Origin of the sequence: Spongiactinospora sp. 9N601 (genome assembly GCF_044326295.1) — a bacterium.
Lineage (GTDB): Bacteria > Actinomycetota > Actinomycetes > Streptosporangiales > Streptosporangiaceae > Spongiactinospora > Spongiactinospora gelatinilytica.
Window position 1 is genome coordinate 1 of record NZ_JBIRBB010000007.1, and the last position, 18993, is coordinate 18993.

15 protein-coding genes and 1 tRNA gene are annotated in these 18993 nt (G+C 70.3%); 5 read left to right on the forward strand and 11 right to left on the reverse strand.

Features of this window, described 5'->3' with window-relative positions:
- Positions 1–52: 52 nt before the first annotated feature.
- The 8 genes from ACH34R_RS17375 to ACH34R_RS17410 all read right to left on the reverse strand — a co-directional run bounded on the left by ACH34R_RS17375 (position 53) and on the right by ACH34R_RS17410 (position 8594).
- The gene (locus tag ACH34R_RS17375) at positions 53–919 is read right to left on the reverse strand and encodes a type IV secretory system conjugative DNA transfer family protein (RefSeq protein WP_397562466.1); all 867 of its coding nucleotides are present in this window, start codon (positions 917–919) and stop codon (positions 53–55) included.
- Positions 920–1048: 129 nt separating this feature from the next.
- Entirely contained in the window at positions 1049–2098 is a 1050-nt protein-coding gene (locus ACH34R_RS17380) for a hypothetical protein (protein ID WP_397562467.1), read from the reverse strand.
- On the reverse strand, positions 2095–3849 hold the full coding sequence (locus tag ACH34R_RS17385; RefSeq protein WP_397562468.1) for a VirB4 family type IV secretion system protein: 1755 nt from the start codon (positions 3847–3849) through the stop codon (positions 2095–2097). Before ACH34R_RS17385 ends, ACH34R_RS17380 begins: the two co-directional genes overlap by 4 nt.
- Positions 3846–4790, reverse strand: coding sequence for a PrgI family protein (locus tag ACH34R_RS17390; protein WP_397562469.1), 945 nt, complete (start codon positions 4788–4790; stop codon positions 3846–3848). Before ACH34R_RS17390 ends, ACH34R_RS17385 begins: the two co-directional genes overlap by 4 nt.
- Positions 4787–6166: a hypothetical protein gene (locus ACH34R_RS17395; RefSeq protein ID WP_397562470.1), complete on the reverse strand. Its 1380-nt coding sequence runs from the start codon at positions 6164–6166 to the stop codon at positions 4787–4789. The genes ACH34R_RS17390 and ACH34R_RS17395 overlap by 4 nt, the downstream gene beginning before the upstream one ends.
- A 230-nt stretch (positions 6167–6396) precedes the next feature.
- Positions 6397–6771, reverse strand: coding sequence for a pilin (locus tag ACH34R_RS17400; RefSeq protein ID WP_397562471.1), 375 nt, complete (start codon positions 6769–6771; stop codon positions 6397–6399).
- 326 nt (positions 6772–7097) lie between these two features.
- A complete protein-coding gene (locus ACH34R_RS17405; RefSeq protein WP_397562472.1) occupies positions 7098–7772 on the reverse strand; it encodes a hypothetical protein in 675 nt (224 codons plus the stop codon).
- Positions 7773–8258: 486 nt separating this feature from the next.
- Positions 8259–8594, reverse strand: a complete 336-nt coding sequence (locus tag ACH34R_RS17410; RefSeq protein WP_397562473.1) for a hypothetical protein — start codon at positions 8592–8594, stop codon at positions 8259–8261.
- Between the two features lie 401 nt (positions 8595–8995).
- Here ACH34R_RS17410 and ACH34R_RS17415 point away from each other — a divergent pair, with 401 nt between their 5' ends.
- The 4 genes from ACH34R_RS17415 to xerC all read left to right on the forward strand — a co-directional run bounded on the left by ACH34R_RS17415 (position 8996) and on the right by xerC (position 12795).
- Positions 8996–9739, forward strand: a complete 744-nt coding sequence (locus ACH34R_RS17415; protein WP_397562474.1) for a hypothetical protein — start codon at positions 8996–8998, stop codon at positions 9737–9739.
- On the forward strand, positions 9736–10695 hold the full coding sequence (locus ACH34R_RS17420; protein WP_397562475.1) for a TRM11 family SAM-dependent methyltransferase: 960 nt from the start codon (positions 9736–9738) through the stop codon (positions 10693–10695). Before ACH34R_RS17415 ends, ACH34R_RS17420 begins: the two co-directional genes overlap by 4 nt.
- 173 nt (positions 10696–10868) lie before the next feature.
- Positions 10869–11144 (forward strand): helix-turn-helix transcriptional regulator, encoded by a 276-nt coding sequence (locus ACH34R_RS17425; protein WP_397562476.1) that lies wholly within the window; start codon positions 10869–10871, stop codon positions 11142–11144.
- A 7-nt stretch (positions 11145–11151) separates the two neighbouring features.
- Positions 11152–12795 (forward strand): tyrosine recombinase XerC, encoded by a 1644-nt coding sequence (xerC, locus tag ACH34R_RS17430; RefSeq protein ID WP_397562477.1) that lies wholly within the window; start codon positions 11152–11154, stop codon positions 12793–12795.
- Between the two features lie 229 nt (positions 12796–13024).
- On the opposite strand, the gene ACH34R_RS17435 is transcribed toward xerC, so the two are convergent.
- The 3 genes from ACH34R_RS17435 to ACH34R_RS17445 form a co-directional block, all read right to left on the reverse strand.
- Positions 13025–13099 (reverse strand) — tRNA-Lys (locus tag ACH34R_RS17435).
- Positions 13100–13230: 131 nt separating this feature from the next.
- Positions 13231–14424, reverse strand: a complete 1194-nt coding sequence (locus ACH34R_RS17440; RefSeq protein ID WP_397562478.1) for an FAD-dependent monooxygenase — start codon at positions 14422–14424, stop codon at positions 13231–13233.
- Between the two features lie 68 nt (positions 14425–14492).
- The gene (locus tag ACH34R_RS17445; RefSeq protein WP_397562479.1) at positions 14493–17696 is read right to left on the reverse strand and encodes a BTAD domain-containing putative transcriptional regulator; all 3204 of its coding nucleotides are present in this window, start codon (positions 17694–17696) and stop codon (positions 14493–14495) included.
- 45 nt (positions 17697–17741) lie between these two features.
- Here ACH34R_RS17445 and ACH34R_RS17450 point away from each other — a divergent pair, with 45 nt between their 5' ends.
- Positions 17742–18989, forward strand: a complete 1248-nt coding sequence (locus tag ACH34R_RS17450; protein WP_397562480.1) for an RNA polymerase sigma factor — start codon at positions 17742–17744, stop codon at positions 18987–18989.
- The last annotated feature ends 4 nt before the right edge of the window (positions 18990–18993 follow it).

Consider the following 18993-nt stretch of genomic DNA (forward strand, 5'->3'; position numbering starts at 1 on the left):
CAGGACTGCTCCCGCCCTCCCCGGCGTCTCCCGGTTCGGGCTGTCCTCAGCTTCAGCAGCCAGCTGCGACTGGCCGCAGGTCGGGGTCTTTCACCCCGACCCGGTCTTGCAGCGCCTCGTGGCGCACACACTCATCGATATAGAGGGCTGCGTCGGGGCGGGCGGATGCGGCGAACACCGCTCGGCGGGTGGTGGCATGCCAGGTGTGGGCGAGCAGGATCGAGCCGAACAGCCGGGCGGCGTCATCGCCGAGGATGCCTTTGGGCAGGCGGGCGAGGATGAGACCGCCCTCGTCGAGGAGTTCGCCGATGGGGACGGTGGTGGTTGGGCTGGTGAGGGCGTGCCGGATGAAGGGCCGCAGCAGGACGGCGCGGAGCTTGTTCATGACCGGGCCGATCACGGTGGCCTGGCCGGCTGGGGTGAGGGCTTGGTAGGAGTCCCAGAAGCCGGCCAGGAGTTCGTCGCTCAGCCGGGCGGTGATCCGCGTGCGGTAGGCAGAGTCGGTGAGCAGCTTCGGTACGTCGGCCAGGGTGGCGCGTGGCCCGAGGACTTTGGTGAGGGTCAGGCACGTTGACCGCAGGAGGTCGTCCACGCGTGGTCCCCAGGCTGTGGAAAAGCAGCGGTGGAAGATGGTGACGATGGAATCGACGGCGAAGGCGGGGTTCGGTCCGGCGAGGACGTTGATGACGGGTGGCGGGGCGGCGTCTTGCGGGTCGAAGACGACGGTTGAGCCGATCGCGCGGCTGGGCAGCCGGGCCAGTACGTCGGTGATCAGGTCGCCCTTCGGGTCGATCACCAACGCACCTCGGCCCGCCTCGGCGTCGGCGAGGACCATGTTGGCCAGCAGGGTGGATTTGCCGACGCCGGTGCAGCCGAGTACGTGGACGTGATGGCGGCCGTCCGGGACGGGCATGGCCACGGGCCGTCTGTGGCCGCTGTCGGCGTCGCCCAACACGCGGACGCGCTGGTCGGCCCGGCCGCTCGGTACGGCCGGTGACGGGGCGACAGGGCGCGCCCCGGCGCGGGTGACGCCCGGGGCATCGATGTCCTAGGGCAGGTGGGCGAGCGCGCCCAGTTCGCCGACCGAGAGCAGATATCCGGAGCCGAGCCGCCGCGAGCCCGGCCTGCTGAGGAAGAGCCGGGCGCGGCGCAGGTACTGGTGGCCGGAGGTGTACAAGGCGAAGACGCCGGCCAGGGTGTGCGCCCGGCCGCGCAACCGGGGCACCGCCTCGCCGGTGACCGTGTATCGGACGGCGACTTCGTAGCGGGGCTGGGCGGCCTTGGTGAGGATGGCGCGGACCTGGTCGGCGCGTTCGGGGAACATGCGGGCCAGTTGCCCGGCATGAGTGTGGCCGGACATGGGGGCGAGCTCGTCCAGGGCCTGTCCGAGGAGGCCGGCGGTTCTCGCTCCGCGCAGGGCGGCTGCGGCTCGGTGCGCACGGCGTAGTCGTCTGCCGGTGGTGGGCCGGGCGAGGATCTGCACCAGGGCGTGCTCGCCGGGGCGCAGGCCGGTCATGGCGGCGAGCATCGAACGCACCGGGTCGTTGGGGTGGTCGGTCTTGAGCGGGAAGTGCTCGGGGCGGCCGAGCAGGAGCCGTCCGCTTGACGTGCGTGCTTTGGTGTCCAGCGGGGCGGTCGCTGGGTGGGTGGTGATCGTCGTACCGGGCCAGGCCGCCTGGACGGCCTTCTCCACGGTGCCGGGCGGGACGGTGCCGGGCACCCAGAGCTGGATGCGGACACCTGACTCATCGGCGAGGTACTCCCAGACCAGATGCGGCTGACCAGTGAGCAGCCGTTTCCAGGCCGGGCGCAGGAGTCCCAGGAGGTGGCTCCACAGGACCAGGGCCCCGCTCGGGTCGGTCTGCGGTGGCGGGGCGATCTCGATGAGGCGTGAGCCGGGTTCGAGCCTGCTGTGTCGCACGAGTGCCAGGCCGTGCCGTAGGAGGGCCAGCACGGACAGAACGCAGGTCACGGTCGCGCCGATGTGCCAGCCGTATTGGGCGAGCAGTTCTGGTAGCCGGGAGGGGAGGTCGCTCAGGGCGTCGAGTACTGCTTCGACCTCGCGATCGGTGAGATCGCACAGGAGGCAGGGGGTCACAGCGGATCTGCCTCCTCGTCCTGCTGGGCGGGTTCGAGGTGGGCCAGTTCGGCGGGGTCGCTGGTGATCAGTTCGGTTTCTTCGGGGGATGCGGTGGCGTAGAAGGCGGTACGGCTGGCGGGGCCGGCGATCAGGAGGGCCTCGCCGCGTTCGGCGGTGAGCAGGAACTGCCGTTCGCCTTCGGACAGGTCGAAGGCGTCGCCTACCGCTTTGATGGCTTGTGGCGCTTGGCGCAGGAGGATCTGGCTGGCGGCGTTGGCCACGATGGCCTGCCCGAGTTCGCTGGCCAGCAGGTCGGCGGCGTCCTGGGTGACGACGGCGAGCCCGGCCCAATGTTTCCTGGCCGCTTTGGCCATCCGGAAGAGGAAGCGGGCGCCTTCGGGCTCGCGCATGAGAAGCCACGCTTCATCGACCACGACCAGGCGCTTGCGGCGGTCGCGGGGGTTGGCCACCCGTCGCCAGACGGCGTCCAGGGCCAGCAGTGTGCCGACCGGCTTGATCTCCTCCGGCAGGTCTCGCAGGGAGAAGACGATCAGGTGTCCGGCCGGGCTGGTGGTCGTGGGTCCGTCGAACAGGTGCCGGTAGGAGCCGGACACGTACGGGGCGAGCTGGCGGGCCAGTTCCTCGCCGCCCGGCTGGGCGTGCAGTGCGGTGACCAGGTCGGCGAGCAGCGGGGCGGGACGTGTCCAGGTCGCCGGGTCGGTGCTGATCCCGGCGGCTGCGTAGGTGGCGAGGATGGCTGCGTCCAGTACGGCGCGGTCCTGGGGTGTGATGGATGTGCCGAGCATGGTGGCGATGAGGGTCTGCAGGAAGAGCGCCCGGCGAGCGAGTACGTCATCGGCCGGGCCGTGGCCGGTGGGCAGGTCGAGCGGGTTCCACCGCACGCCGGACGCGCCGAGGCGGAGGTAGGTGCCGCCGACGGCGCGGGCCAGGCGGGCGTACTCGTCTTCGGGGTCGATGACGGCGATCTCGACGCCCTGGTACAGCAGGCGCAGCGTCTCCAGCTTGGTAAAGAAGCTCTTGCCGGCGCCGGAGCGGGCCAGGATGACGGAGTTGTGGTTGTCCTGGGCGAAGCGGTCCCACAGCACGACGCCGGAACCGGAGGCGCTCACGCCGTAGAGGACGGCGGTGTCGCCGACCGGTGTGGCCAGGTCCGGTGAGGTGAAGGGGAAGGCGGCGGCCAGCGCGGTGGTGTCGAAGCTTCGGCGAAGCCGGATGGCGTCGGTGGCCAGCGGCAGGCTGGTGATCCAGCCTTGCAGGGCGCGGAAGGTGGTCGGCTGAGCGTCCAGGAGCAGGGAGGCGGCAAGCGCTTCGACGCGTTCGACCTCGGCCGTCAGCTCCTCGTCGGTGGCGGCGTGGACGGTGAGGTAGAGGCCGGCCTTGAACAGGCGGCCGTGTCCCTGGGCGAGTCCGGCGGCCAGCTCGGTGGCGTCATCGGCGGCGGCCTCGGCGCCGAAGTCTTGCAGGCGGCCGTGTTCGGCGTCGGAGCGGCTGGCCGATTCGAGCCGGGCGAGCTGGCGGCGCAGCCGCATCGCGGCCACGGCCGGTGGGATCGGCTCGATGTGCAGGGACACATCCAGGCGGGCGGGGTAGGTGAGCAGCGGTTCCAGCCAGCCTGCGCCGACATCGCGTGGGTAGCCGACCACGGCGAAGGAGGAGGTGTGGCCGTGGGGGAAGGTGAGGGTGCGCGCTCCGACCTCCACGGCTCCGGCCGCCGGTAGCGTGCTCGGCTCGTGGGCCCGGCCTTTCATGGGTTCTCCCTGGTGGTGACGGGCTCGTGGGGCAGCGCCACGGCGGCGGGATGCCATCCCCCTGGGTCCAGGCACTCTGAGAGCACCTGGTAGGCGGCCTGGGCATCGAGTACGCCGGCGGTGACGCCGAAAGCGGCCAGGTTTCGCGCGATCTCGGTTGCGCGGCGCAGGAGGACCGCCGCCGAGGCGTCGCGCCGCACCGCGCGCCTGCCGGGGGCCTGATGGTCGCGAAGGACGATGAGGACTTGGCGGGCGAGCAGATCCGGGGAGGCGTTGAGCCTGCTGAGGAAGGCCGCGTGCTGGTCGGCGGCGTGGGACAGCGCTGGATGCGGCAGGTCCGCGGCCTTCTCCTCGACGGTGTCGATCAGGCCGCTGAGGTCGATGGGGCGGGTGCGGATGAGGATTTGTATCGGCGCTTCCAAGCTGTTGAGCCAGCGGCCGAACGCGGCGACCAGTCCGGCCTGTTCCGTGGTGGTGCGCAGGTGAAAGGACAGTGTGGAGGTTTCGACCAGTACGGCGACGCCGCCCTCGGCCAGCTCCAAGGCGCCGTCGGTGCGGATGGCGCGTACCGGCAGGCTCAAGGGAGTGGGCAGTCTGCCGCGCAGGCGGCACCAGCTCGGCGGCGGGCTGACGCCTTCCGGTGCGGCTACTAGCCGCTTTGAGGAGTGGGTGAACAGCAGAGCGGCCATGGCGAAGCGGTCCAGGGTGAGTCCGTCTCGGCGGCCGAGGGCGACGGCGAGCCCCACGGCCAGGACGGGTAGCAGTACGGCTGCCAGGACCACGATGGGCAGCAGGTGGTGGAACAGGTAGTAGACGCTGGCGGCGACCGCTCCGGTTGCGGTGATGATGAGGATCTGCCGGAAGGTGAGGCCATAGGCGATCTTGTCGGGGCGGTCGATGTCCGCCGGGATTCGAGCGGTCAAATGCTCTTGATCGCTCATTGGTCGTGCTTCCTCGGGGTGCGGCGGGGCGGTGGGTCGAGGCGGAGCCGGAGCTGGCCGGGGCGGGGCGGTCTTGTTGGCATGCCGGGCAGCCGGTCTTGCACGTAGGGCGGGCGGGGCCGGATCCACGGCCCGGTCGATGGCGGTGGCGTGGGCGGGGCCGGTGGGCGGGGGACCCGGGTGACGGGGAACGGCAACGCCGTCTGACGGCCTTGTCGTGCCTGTGCCGACGGCGTGGGTCGTCGGGCTGCTGGAGGGAGGTCGAGCGGCAGTTGGAGTTGCTGCGGCGCAGCGCCTTGCCGGGGCGGGCCGCCCGAGCGGGTGGGTGGCTTCACTTGGTGTGCTCCTGTGGAGGTGGGCGGCCGCTTTGCTGAAGCCGGTCGTGGGCCTTGGCGTGCGGCACCGCCAGACCGTGGCCCTGCTGCTCTCCTTTGGCGTTTGCCAGGGCCGGGCCGGGTTCTTCTTCTGGCCGCTCTACGGGCCCCGCTGATCGCTCCCAGCGCCTTGTAGACGATCACGGCCTTGATCAGGCGTTTGAGGAGATTGGGCTGGGCCTGCTGCCAGATAGTGCGCGCCACCCAGCCGGGGATTTTGATCAGGACGAAGAGAATGCCGATCAGGATCAGCGCGTCGATGGCCTGGCTGGCGATCGGCTGGGCCAGCAGGGTCTCGGCGGTACCGGCGTCTGGCGGGGGCGGGGTGAAGACGTCGGTGGCCTGGGTCAGGTACACCTTGAAGGCGAGGATCAGCGCCAGCGCCTGCAACACCTGGATCGCCAGGACCCCGGTGAAGCCGCGCCACCACAACCGGGCGATGCCCTCGGTCTGCGGGAGTGCGTGGCACAGCAGCGCGAGCGGGGCCGCGATGATCAGGAACAGCAGCAGCGTGATCCGGACGAACGCGATGAAGGCCAGCACGATCCCCAGCAGTACCGCCACGCCGACCATCAGCACCAAGAACAGCAACGTGCTCTCGGTGTCGGTGATGAGGCCCGCGACCTTGCCCGCGAGCAGATCTCCCGCCCGCCGGCCGTCCACGCCTTGGCCGAGCAACGCTGTCACCAGGTCGTTGGCCAGTTGGACCGCGTACTCGCAGACGGTGAGCGAGAAGTTGACGGCGATGGCGGCGACCACCAGGCGCGGCGCGATCTCCTGGACCGTGGTGGAGGTCTGCACGCTGCCGTAGGACATCACGATCACGCCGCCCGCCAGCACGAACAACCCCAGCAGAGCATTGGCTATCAGCCGGACGTGATCGGACAGCTCCCGCACCCGGGCGAGCATCGACGGCGGAGGCGAGGACAGCAGTACCTGGCCCACCATGACGAACGCCGGATTGATCGTCTCGACGACCAGCCGGGTGAACCAGCCGTTCATCGCCTCCTTGACCTTGCACCCGAAGTCCGTCCACCCGCACCCATCCGGGGCCGCAGGCGCGAGCACATTCCCTTGGGGATCTGGCAGGGGGCTGACCACGGGGCTGGGCGTGGGAGCCGGAGAAGCCGAGGCCGCGGTACCGCCCAAGCCCAGCACCATCACAACGGCCAGAAGAATCCACGCCGCACGGCGCACCACGGCGGCCGTCTGACACCGGGTGGCGGTCACGGCTACGCCCCCACGATCCCCTTGAGGACGCTCACCAGAAGCGGCGCAAGAACGGCCACGCCGTAACCGAGCGCGGCATAACGAAGGGTCTTCTTCGCCGCTTCGACCTCACCGGGGTCGCCTCCCGCCAGGATGTAGCGAACCCCGCCCACGGTGAGGAACAAGGTCGCCAGACCGACCAGCAGACCGACGATGACATTGCGCAGGTTGTCGATCACCTGGCTCAGCGAGGACGGGGCGGCCAGACCCTCGGCAACGATGTATGGACTCGCCCTCGCGACGTGGGCGATACTGATCACGAGGACGAAACCGAGGCCGATCGACGCAGCGGCGATGAGATGGGCCGTGCGCCGACTTCTACGGGAGCGGGCTATCACTGACCACCTTCCCTGAGCATGCGGGGCGTGCCGCGAGCCGAAGCGGGCACGGCGAGCACCTGGGCGATGAGTACTTGGAGAGGCAGCGCGGAGGCGAGACCGGCTGGGGCCGGGTGGGCGTCCTCCTTCGAGCGGCGAAGCGTACGGGCCGGTGGCGACAGGGACCGGTGACCGTGTGCGGCCCCAGCCAAGGCCGGGCCTCCGCGCTACCTCTTCACCTGGGAAAAGACTTGGCCGTCCAGCCGATCTCGGACATCGGCCGGTGCCGAATTTGCTTCCCGCTGACCGGCGAGCAGCTATCGCGCGTGCTCGCCATCGACCGCCTGCTACAGATCGCCGCCGGTCAGGTCACCATCGACGATCGCCTGACGCAGTCGCGCCTCGGCACGCTGACGTCGCTTGAGAACGGTGCAGTACAGCAAACCACGGCGACGGCAGTAGTCGCTGAGCGGAACGTTCTCCAGCCGGGTGACCGCGATGATCTCCGCCGCTTCGGCAGTGATGATTCCTTGTGCGACCGCTTTCGCGAGAAGCAGCTCGGCGTGTCCCGACGGATAGGCGAGCGTGCGCCCTTCGGCCGTCTCTGCGTCGTTGAGCAGGCACGGCCGCTGCAGTACGCCGCTTCGCGCCACGGACCGGCGGGTCAGACGAGACAGCCGCAGCAATGGGTGAGTCCATTGCAGATTGACCTTGGCCAGCGCGTCCATGAAGCCGGTCAGCACCTCGGCCTCGACATCGTCCCGCTCCGCATCCGCCGACCGGCAGATCGATATGGCGAGGCGGCGCAGCATCGGCATGGCCAGCGCCACAGCGGCCACCATCCACGCGCCCCGCCGTACCCGGGCCTGGCCGATCAGATGCCGCCACACCTCATCACGGGTCACCCGCCCGCAGGAGGGGTGAAGCAGGATCGCCCGCAGCTCCCCCAGCGCGATGTCTCTGGCCGGAAGGCCGGCTCCGAGCTGGGCGCCGTCGATGCCGAGCGGCTGCGGCCCCTGCATCAGCAGACGGAACGCGTCTTCGGCTGCATCCAGTGGCCCGCGAGCGTATGGAAAGGATGAGGCGGCACGAGGGGCGTGCGATGTGGGCTGGGACATGACAACTCCCGAATGAAGCGTGGATTCGGACGTTGCTCATGCCGCCATACGTCATGTGCAGGAACCGGGCACTTTCCGGACAGACATTGCTGTGGGTAATGTTTTCGGCAGGCTTAACTCAAAGGTCCCAAGCGCCTTCTGGGATGGTGAAACCTCATTGAGGAGGGTGCCCGGTCGCGTCTTCACCGCCAAGTGGCCCCCGACGTTCGGCGACTGCCCGTAAATGGCTCTCATCTGCAACGATGAGGACCACCATGAGGGGTGAGGTCAAACTTTCCTCAAAGACGATGCCCGCGTGGCCTCGGTCGTGCTTGCTCCGGATTCCGCAATTGGCGGAGAACGCTCCTTTGAGGAAGTAGGAGCGATTCGGCGACGGCTCGTAGCCGACAGTCACCTGTACTGATTTAGGTAATTGGCCACCGCTTCGGCGGCGAGCCGCTGAGCCAGTGCCTGAACATCCGCAGGCGGATCTCGATCATCCACAATGATCACCCGCCCGTCGGGCGCGATATGGGTGACGGTCTTCCAGCCGAGGGCTCGGCCCGCCGCCCGGGCCGCCCGGCGTACCTCGGCCATGTCGCCGATCTCGCCGACTTGTCGATCAGTCAGCACCAACTGGCCGTAGTAGCCACGGTAGGCCGGCCGCAGCGACGCTTCCATCAAAGCCTTGAGGCGATCGACCTTCTTGCCAAACCGGCGCTCGGCGAGCTCGTCATGCCCGGCCACCGCGATCGCCTCCCGAGATCGACCCTTGATCCAACCGAAGAGGTGCCGCTTCTCAGAGTAGAACCACAGACAGCGCAAGGGCGGCCGTTCGCCGATCTCGAAAACGACGGCTGCCGCCGGCCCTGTACGAAGGATGCCCGAAATCGGTACGGCAGCGCCCTGACCTGCATGAACAACGAGCAGCGCATCCGGCCCGGCCGGGAAGAGCGATCACCACGGTTCCACACGGCCGCCGTTCTGCCCGGTTGTCCCATCTCGCATCTCGCGGCAGGTATTTCCGATGGTGACAGGGACCAGGCGGCTCGTGTGATCGGGCCACACCATCATTGAACCCACCCCACCACCACACCCGCGCTCCTCAGCCAAGCAAACCGGACATCGGCGTACAGCGTCATCTGCCGTTGAGCGTCTGGCTCGCCGCCACCGAAACCGAACCCGAACCTGCATGCCGCAATGGCTGCTGCCGGCCGATCAGCGGATTCCTCGCCCGGCACCTGATCACCACCTGCACACGGCTCGGCGGCCTGGTCATCGACATCGACGCAGCCGACCATGCCGTCATCTCCAGCGCCTTGACCACCGGCTGCCGCGCCGTGGCCACCTTCACCGACCCCGCCCGGGCACACCACTCCTGGCAGGCGTTGCAGCGCTTGCATCCCCGCCACGACCTGGAGGTCGCCGACCTGCGCCTCACCCCGACAGACACCACCCACCGGACGCTCACCGATCTGCTCGGCACCGCCGATCTCGTCATCGCCAAACGTCATTGCCGCCAAAGCGAGCAGCCGGAGCTATCTCACCTAGCGGCGCTGGTGAAGCCGGGAGGTCATCTGGTCCTCATCACCGGCCTGCATCGCGCAGGCGGGCACGTCCATGACCCCGCCCCGGACATCATCCACAACGCCCGGCAAGCAGAACTGACCTACCTCCAGCACATCATCGCCCTTCACGTCCCCGTCCGCGGCGGTCGCCTCGAACCACCCCCCGCCTGGCGGGTACCCGCACCAGACCCGGCTACGGCAGGGTGTGCCGGGCTGCCGATCAGCGTCCGGCTGCACACCGATGCCCTGATCTTCCACAAGCCCCGGAGATCACCACAAGCCACCGCTTCCCCAACCGCCGACGCCAGGGAGGAGCCATCGTGATCGAGGTGACCATGTCGGTCTGGGCGACCGGACAGCAGCCCTCCCGGATTCAGAGGCACGGCCGCTACCTGCCCGCCTCGATGAAGCATCCCGCCAAGATGCTCCCCGCGATCGCCGCCCAGGTCATCGCCACCTACACCCGCCCAGGCGATCTCGTCATCGACCCGATGTGCGGCATTGGCACCACACTGGTCGAGGCCGTCCATCAGGATCGGCACGCCGCCGGAGTGGAGCTAGAGGAGCGCTGGGCCCACCTCGCTGTCGCCAACCTCGCCCATGCCCGGCGCAACGGCGCGGGCGGCTTCGGCCGGGTCGTCACCGGAGACGCCCGGCACATCGCGGGGCTCCTACCCGACCTGCACGGCAAGGCGGGCTTGATGCTGACCTCTCCTCCCTATGGTCTGGCCACTCATGGTCATGTCCGTTCCAGCCGTGACAGCGGACAGCCCGGGGTCCGCAAATGGAACCACCACTACACCGACCGGGCCGACCGGGCCAACCTGGCGTACCAGCGGCTCCCGGGACTGCTGGACGGCTTCTCCCGCATCCTCGCGGGCAGTTTCCGGAGCCTGCGCCCCGGCGGCGTGGTCGCGGTCACCGCCCGCCCCTACCGCCACCACGGCGAACTCATCGACCTCCCCGGGCAGATCATCACCCTCGGCCGCCGGGCGGGACTGGAGTTCGCCGACCGGATCGTCTGCCTGCTGTGCGGCCTCGGCGACGGCACGCTGCTCAACCGCGCCTCGTTCTTCCAGCTCCACGAAGCGCGCCGGGGATGGGCCGATGGCCGCCCGATCCACGCCATCGCACACGAAGATCTCCTCGTGTTCCGCAAACCATCAGACGACCCCCCTCCGGCACGACACCCGGCGGATACCACCTACGGCCATCCGGCGCAACGCCGCTCAGCACCGGAAACAGCGACGTCAGCCGATGGACCAGCGGATTTCGCTTGACGGGGCGTACCAAGGTGGGCGTCGATACCGCTCGCCACGGCCCACCCGCCACCACCGAACCCGCCTGTGCACCCACAGCGGGCAACAGCCGGTGCCGGCTGGAAACGGGCCGGGCCAGCGCAACGCACATCATCCCGCCGCCGACGCCCGGACCTTCCCCATGGAGGTGACCCATGACCGCACGACCAACCGGCAGCGAGCCGGACGCCCCCGATGGCGAAGACCGGCATCACATGGCGGAGGCGGAGTATCCCGCCGTGATCAGCGTGGTCGCCGCCGGAAAACTGCTCGGAATGGGCCGCACCAAGGCATACCGGCTGGCCAAAACCGGCCGGTTCCCCTGCCCGGTCCTGCGGATCGGCAGCCGGTACGCGGTGCCGGTACGCGGGGTGCGCGCGCTGCTGGGATACCGCGACACCCACCAGTGCCGCAAGGACCGGAAAGGATGACACCACGGTGGCCAACGGATCCACCTACAAAACCTGCTCCTGCCGCGACGAGACGACCGGCCGCAGACTCGGCAAAACCTGCCCCAAACTCCGCCGAACAGGCGGGGGCGGCCAGCGCTGGAGCAGCACCCACGGGCGCTGGGCCTACCAGCTCGAACTCCCCGCCCACGCCGACGGCCGACGCCGCAACCCACTCCGCCGCAGCGGCTTTCCCACCCTGGAGGACGCCGAAGCCGAACTCGACCACGCCCGCGGACTACTCGCCCTCGATGACGACCCGCACGTGCGGCGGCAGATCACCGAACTCATCCTCACCACCCTCAAAGACACCCGGCACCTGCCACCCATCGAAGAGATACGCCGCAAAGTCCGCACCCGCCAAGACCTCAACCGGCACCTCACCATCGCCGAATGGCTGGAGGAATTCCTCGCCCGTAAGCGCCGCATCGATGCCACCACCCGCCGCGGCTACGCCACCGACATCCGCCTCTACCTCACCCCCTACCTCGGCCACATCCGCCTGGACCGGCTCCGCGTCTCCGACATCGCAGGCATGTTCGACGCCATCGAAGAATTCAACGACACCATCACCCAAGCCCGCGCCAGCGGCGACCCCGAACAACAAGCGAAAGTGCGATACCGCCGCCCCGTCGGTCCCTCCTCCATGCACCGCATCCGCGCCACCCTGCGCCACGCCCTCAACATCGCGATCAAACAAGACCGCCTGCTGGACTTCAACCCCGCCGCCGTGGTCGAACTCCCTGCCGTGACCCGCCCGAAACCCGCCGTGTGGACCGCCGAACGGGTCGCCTGCTGGCAAGCCGACCACACCCGGCGACTGGCCGCCGCCCGGCACCAGCGGCCGATGGGCGGCGTCGATGTGATCGGCGTCTACCTCGCTGGAGATCGGCCCTCCCCCGTCATGGTCTGGACCCCGCAGCAAACCGCGGTCTTCCTCACCCACGCCCGCCGCCACCGGCTGTACGCCCTGTACCGGCTGATCGCCCTACGCGGACTCCGCCGAGGAGAAGCCGCCGGCCTGCGCTGGCGCGAGGTCAACGAGTCGGCCAAGACGATCGGGATCAACTGGCAGATCACCCAACTCGGCTGGCAACCCATCCAAGGCAAACCGAAAACCGACGCCAGCGACCGCACCGTCGCCGTGGACACCCAGACCATGGCCGCCCTCCGCCACCACCACAAGCAGCAGGCCGAAGAACAACTCGCCGCAGGCCAGGACTGGGCCGATAGCGGGTTCGCCTTCACCGACGAACTCGGACGCCCGCTGCACCCCCAACACCTCACCGACCAGTTCTATTGGCTCGCCTACGAGGCGGGACTGCCACCGATCCGCCTTCACGATCTGCGCCACGGAGCCGCATCCATGATGCTCGCCGCCGGAGTCGAACTGAAGATCGTCCAAGAGACCCTCGGCCACGTCTCCTCGACCTTCACCCGCGACACCTACACCAGCGTCTACCCCGACGTCGCAGCCGCAGCCGCCGAGCAAACCGCAGCCCTCATCACCACCCCAGCCCCGCCCATGCAACCGATCCCCGCCGCCCGCACAGGCCGGTTGGAACGGCAGGGCCGTACAGCGCGGCCACGGCGGCTGAAGGTCGCGGGGGACGACACCACAGCCGACATCTGAGCGAGACGGGCCGGAAATGCGCTTGATCAGCAAACGACCGAAGACCCCACGCAGGCATATCGCCCGAAGGGCTCGGCACTCGGCCACCGCCGCCTCAGATACCGGCGCTTAAACGATCATTCATGTGCCCGGTCCGTGCCCGCGAGCAACCGGCGAGCGACCACGGGAGATCAACTGCTGACCGCAAGCCGCCCTCTGGGGAGGAAGCGCTGGTCAGATGGGGTGGGAGTGGTGGGGCGCCAGGGGCTCGAACCCTGAACCTACAGATTAAAAGTCTGCAGCTCTACCATTGAGCTAACGCCCCCTGTGAAGACTACAGAGAGGAACCGTCGTGGGCGACAGGGTTCCTCTGTGAGGATAACTTACCGCACCACCGGCCATAGATCGGGACAGTGGACGGGTTGGGGGGGTTTGGGCTCGCTGGGGGGCCGGGGGCTAGGGGGTGTAGGGCTTGAGGGGGATGGACTCGGCGGTTTTTCTGGCGCCCTTGGCCATGAGGGACTTGCCGGGGAGGTAGGGCATGAGCTTGTAGTTCTGCCGCAGGAACCAGGCCATGGTGCGGCTTTGGGGGACCATGAACTTGCTGACGCCCTGGCCCATCTTCATGCACTTTTCGGCGTATTCGCGCATCTCCTGCTCGTAGGCGCGGAAGGCGGTGCGGTGGTCGCCGCGGGCGGTGGCGAGTTCGCCGGCTAGGACGTAGGCGCCTACGAGGGCGAGGCCGCTGCCCATGCCGGACAGGGGGGACGGGGAGTAGGCGGCGTCGCCGAGGAGGGCGGTGCGGCCGGTGGTCCAGGTGTCCATGTGGACCTGGCCGATGGCGTCGAAGTAGAAGTCCGGGGAATCCCACATGGCCACGAGGAGGGGGTCGCTCTCCCAGCCGTTGCCGCGGAAGGTGTCGGCGAGGATCTGCTTCTGGCGGGCGATGTCGTGGCGGTGGTAGTCGGCGGAGGGGGAGGCGAACCAGAGGACGGCTTTGGCCTCGGTGTTGTGGCGGGAGCTGTAGATGGAGACGAGTTTGCCCGGGGTGCTGTAGGCGAGGGCGGTGTACTGGAGTTTCAGGTGGTTGGGCGTGGTGAAGATCGCGCAGTGCAGGCCCAGGTGCTTGAAGTACCGGGACTCCGGGCCGAAGGCCAGGGAGCGGACCTTGGAGTGGATGCCGTCCGCGCCGATGACCAGGTCGAAGCGGCGGGGCGGGGCGTGTTCGAAGGTGACGTGGACGCCGTCGGCGTCCTCGCGCATGGCGGTGATGGAGTCACCGAAGATGTACTCGGTGTGTTGCGATGTCGCGTCGTACAGGATCCGGGCGAGGTCGCCGCGCAGGATCTCGACGTCGCCGGCGAACAGGTCGGCGGGCAGGCTCGCGAGGCGTTTGCCGGCGCTGTTGACGTACCAGGTCGGGCCCATGCCGGTGCGCGCGGCCTCGACGGCGTCGAGGATGCCCATGCGGCGCAGGACGGTCATGTGGGCCTTGCCGCGGAAGTCGACGGCGTGGCCGCCCTCGCGCAGGGCGGGGGCGCGTTCGACGATGGTCGGGGTGAAGCCGTACCGGTGCAGCCAGTACGCGAGCGCGGGGCCGGCCACGGAGGCGCCGGAGATCAGGACGTTGCGGTTGGTGATCGGTGTCATGTGGATGAGGATGCGCCGGGCCGCTCACCGCGTGCTCACCACATACGCACCACATGCTCACCAACCGCTCACAGGGACTCGCCGAACAATGTGTAGAGCGGGGAGGCCGCGATGACCTGCTCGGATACGCCTGCTTGCAGGAGGGCCCGGGCGCGGCTCATGGCCAGGCCGTGGGCATACGCGTGCTCGTACGGCTGGTCGCCCAGCGCCTGCCGTACGTGTTCGGTGATGGCGGGCGGCTCGGTGGGCGCGGCGCGCAGGGTGACGGCGGCGCCGAGCAGTACGGCGGCGGCGGTCGCGTCGCCCTCGGCGAACGCGACCCCGGCGAGGGCTTCGAGGGGGCGGGCCGTCTCCGGGAACGCGCCCATGCTCACCGCCGTCTCGGCGGCCCGCCGATGGAACTCGCGGGCGGCGGGCAGGTCGCCGCGCAGGTGGGCGATCCGGCCGAGGCCCACGAGGGTACGCGTGTGGTTGCCGACGCTTCGCATGGCGTGCGGGTCGAAGCGGGCGAGGGCGTCGGTGTAGTGGCGTTCGGCCTCGTCGGGGCGGCCTTCGAGCAGCGCGATGTCACCGAGTCCGCGCAGAGCGGCGGCGAGGTAGGTGGCGCTGCCGGCCTGGCGGGCGAGGGCCGCGGCCTGTTCGTAGTCGGCACGCGCGGCGGCGACCCCTTCCACGGCTATGGAGTGGTCGGCTCGGTTGCAGAGGAGGTCGGCGATGTCGTCGGTGGCGCCCAGTTCGCGGGTGAGGAGGAGGGCCTGGTCGGTGAGCTCGATGGCGCGCGGGAGGTGGCCCAGGTTGGCGCAGAGGCCGGCGAGGGCGTCGAGGGCGAGGGAGGTGCCCCATCTGTCGCCTACGGTGCGGAATGCGGTGACTGCGGAGGTGAGCAGGCGTTCGGCGTCCGCGTAGTGGCCGCTGCCGTACTCCGAGTAGCCCCAGATCAGCTCGCCGCCCGCGCGGGCCCAGGGGTCGGTGCTGTGGCGGATGGCGTCGATCAGGGCGAGGGCGGGGCGTGGTTCCATGTCGGCGGCGTAGGTGAGCAGCCACAGGAAGAGCGCGGCCGGGTGTGGGGGGCCCTCGGCGTTGATGAGGACGCGTTCGGCAGCCGCGCGGTGGTCTTCGGCGGTACGTGCTTCGGCGCGCGGCCCGGCGATCAGGACGCAGAGCGCGTACGGGCGGCCCGACTTGGACGCGGCGGCGGGTGAGGTCCGGTCGAGGAGGGCGGTCGCTTCGGGGAGTACGGACGAACGTAGGCCGCGTATCCATAGATATGTGGACATGGCGGCGAGCAGATCGAACGCCACTTCGGCCGCGTCGGCCGCCCTGACCGCGTCAGCCGCCGTGACCGCGTCAGCCGCCGTGACCGCGTCGGCCGCGGTGACCGCGTCGGCCGCCGTGACCGCCCAGCGGAGGGCGGCGCGCAGGTTCTCGTGCTCGGCGGCGAGCGTACGCAGCCAGTCGAGCTGTTCGGCCCGCCGCATCATCGAGTCGGCGGCACGGGCCACGTCCAGCATGTGCAGGGCGTGCGCCTGCCGTACCGCCTCCCCCTCGCCGGCGGCCTCCAGTTGTTCGGCGGCGTATGCCCGGATCGTCTCCAGCATCCGGAACCGACCGCCCGACACCTCCAAAAGCGACTTGTCCGCCAACGACTCCAGGATGGCCTCGGTTTCGGCCGGCGTCCCCGAGCCCGCCACCCGGTGTACCGAATCGGCGGTCGCGCCCCCGGCGAACACGGTGAACCGCCTGGCGATCTCCTGCTCCCGCTCCGGCAGCAGGTCCCAGCTCCACGCCACCACCGTGCGCAGCGTCTGGTGCCGGGCCTCCGCCGTGCGGCTGGCCCACGGCGGCAGCGGGGAGGGCGCGGTCAGGCGGGCGGCGAGCGCGGCGAGGTCGTGGGTGCGCATCCGGGCGGCGGCGAGCTCGATCGCCAGGGGCAGGCCGTCCAGTGCGGCGCAGATCCGGCGTACGACGGGCTCGCCGGCGTCGTCGAGCGCGAAACCCCGCCGTACGGCGGCGGCCCGGTCGGCGAACAGCCGTACGGCGGCGGTGTCGGCGAGCGGACGTACCTGCCACAGGTGCTCGCCCGGAATGCCGAGAGGTTCCCGGCTGGTGGTGATGATCCGCAGCCGGGGGCACGCGGACAGCAGGTGCTCGGCCAGCGCGGCGGCGGCCTCGATGACATGTTCGCAGTTGTCGAGGACGAGCAGCGAGGAGCGATCCGCCAGCGCGGCGACGAGCCGGGCCGCCCCCACCGGAGCCTCGGTGGCCGGTGGGGTCCCCGGCGAGAAGAGGGGGGATTCGCGCAGGCCGTAGGCGGCGGTGATGGCGTGCAGGAGTTCGGTGGCGTCGCGTACCGGGGTGAGGCGGACGAAACACACCTCATCCGGCAATGCGCCGGCCAGTTCGGCGGACAGGCGGGTCTTGCCGACACCGCCCGGCCCGTGCAGCGTGATCAGCCGGGCCGTGCCCGCCAGGGCGCGCAACTCCGCGAGGTCGTCGTCCCTGCCGACGAAACTGGTGAGCGGTGCAGGCGGCCCGACGGCTACAGGGCGATGGCCGTGCAGCAGCCGCTGGTGCAGGGCCGCGAGGTCCGGGGAGGGGTCGGTACCGAGCTCGTCGGCGAGGACGCGCCGGGCGCGCTCGTAGGCGGTCAGCGCCTCGGCGGGCCGCCCGTCGGCTTCGAGGGCGCGCATGAGCAGGCCGTGCAGGCGCTCCCGGAGGGGGTGGCGGCCGGTGAGTTCGCGTAACTCGGCGGTGACCTCGCGGGAGGCGCCGAGCAGCAGGTCGGCCTCGATGCGGTCTTCCAGGGCGGCCAGCCGGTGCTCCTCCAGGCGCTGGGCCGCGGCGGGCTCGGCGTCGGCGGCGTCGGCGAGGGCGGGGCCGCGCCAGAGCTCCAGGGCGGCGCGGAGCAGTGCGGCGGCGTGCCCGGGGTCGCCGTCCAGCAGCGCCCGGCGGCCCTCGGCGGCCAGCCTGCGGAAACGCCCGGCGTCCACGTCGTCGGGGTCGGTGGTGAGGCGGTAGCCGGTGGGGGTCCGCTCGATCGAGGCGCCGGGACCGAGGATCCGGCGCAGCCGGGAGACCTGGGACTGCAACGCGTGCGCCGCCCCGCCCACGCCCGCGTCGTACAGGGCGTCGAGCAGGCGGTCCACCGTGACGGTCTCGCCCGGCGCGGCCAGCAGCAGGGCCAGCAGGGTACGCCGGGCGGGGCCGCCCAGCGGCACCTCGCCGCCGCCGTCCCGCCAGGCCCGTGTCGTCCCCAAGATGCCGTAGCGCACGCACGCCATTCTCCCCTGTCGCGCCGCTGCCGGTAGCGTGTGGCCATGTCCGTGGACATGGGTTTCGAGGACCTGCTGCGCGAGCTGGCGCCGCAGGTGCTCGGTACGCTCATCCGCCGCCACGGGGCCTTCGACGCGTGCGAGGACGCCGTCCAGGAGGCGCTGCTCGCGGCCAGCGTCCAGTGGCCGCAGGAGGGTGTGCCGGACAACGCGCGCGGCTGGCTGATCACCGTCGCGGCGCGGCGGCTCACCGACCAGATCCGCAGCGAGTCGGCGCGCAGGCGGCGGGAGGTCACCGCCGCGACGCAGGTCCCGGCCGACGAGCTGATCGCCCGGCCGCCGGGCGAGGACGACGCGGCGGCCGGCCGGGACGACACCCTGACGCTGCTGTTCATGTGCTGCCACCCGGCGCTGTCGGAGCCGTCGCAGGTGGCGCTGACGCTGCGGGCCGTGGGCGGGCTCACCACCGCGCAGATCGCCCGCGCGTTCATGGTGCCCGAGGCGACCATGGCGCAGCGGATCAGCCGGGCCAAACAGCGGGTCAAGACGGCGGGCGTGCCGTTCGGCATGCCGCCCCCGGGCGAGCTGGACGACCGGCTGCGCGTGGTGCTGCACGTCCTCTACCTGATCTTCAACGAGGGCTACACCGCCTCCTCCGGCCCGGAGTTGCACCGGGCGGAGCTGACCGGGGAGGCGATCCGGCTCACCCGCGCGGTGCGCGGGCTGCTGCCGAAGGCGGGCGAGGTGGCCGGGCTGCTCGCGTTGATGCTGCTCACCGAGGCCCGGCGGCCGGCGCGTACGCTGCCCGACGGCTCACTGGTCCCGCTGGCCGAGCAGGACCGGCGGCTGTGGGACACCGCCCTGATCAAGGAGGGCGTGGAGCTGATCACCGACACGCTGTCCTGGGCGCCGATCGGGAGCTACCAGATCCAGGCGGCCATCGCGGCCGTCCACGACGAGGCCCCGCGCGCCGAGGAGACCGACTGGGGGCAGATCCTGGCGCTGTACCAGTTGCTGGAACGCGTCTCGCCCAATCCGATGGTCACCCTCAACCACGCGGTGACGCTGGCCATGGTCCGCGGTCCCGAGGCCGGGCTCGCCATGCTCGCGGGGCTCGACTCCGACGAGCGGCTGGCGGGCCACCACCGGCTGGCCGCGGTACGCGCACACCTGCTGGAGATGGCGGGCGACGCGGCGGGGGCGCAGGCGGAGTATCAGGAGGCGGCCCGGCGTACGACGAGCCTGCCCGAACGGCGCTACCTGGAGGCCCGCGCCGCCGAACTGAAGACCTGACCGG

Bases quoted from the DNA above. Each gene is read 5' to 3' on its own strand.
- ACH34R_RS17385 (WP_397562468.1), bottom strand. From the start codon at position 3,849: ATGAAAGGCCGGGCCCACGAGCCGAGCACGCTACCGGCGGCCGGAGCC.
- ACH34R_RS17395 (WP_397562470.1), bottom strand. From the start codon at position 6,166: ATGAACGGCTGGTTCACCCGGCTGGTCGTCGAGACGATCAATCCGGCG.
- ACH34R_RS17440 (WP_397562478.1), bottom strand. From the start codon at position 14,424: ATGACACCGATCACCAACCGCAACGTCCTGATCTCCGGCGCCTCCGTG.
- ACH34R_RS17390 (WP_397562469.1), bottom strand. From the start codon at position 4,790: ATGAGCGATCAAGAGCATTTGACCGCTCGAATCCCGGCGGACATCGAC.
- ACH34R_RS17425 (WP_397562476.1), top strand. From the start codon at position 10,869: ATGACCGCACGACCAACCGGCAGCGAGCCGGACGCCCCCGATGGCGAA.
- ACH34R_RS17450 (WP_397562480.1), top strand. From the start codon at position 17,742: ATGTCCGTGGACATGGGTTTCGAGGACCTGCTGCGCGAGCTGGCGCCG.
- ACH34R_RS17405 (WP_397562472.1), bottom strand. From the start codon at position 7,772: ATGCAGGGGCCGCAGCCGCTCGGCATCGACGGCGCCCAGCTCGGAGCC.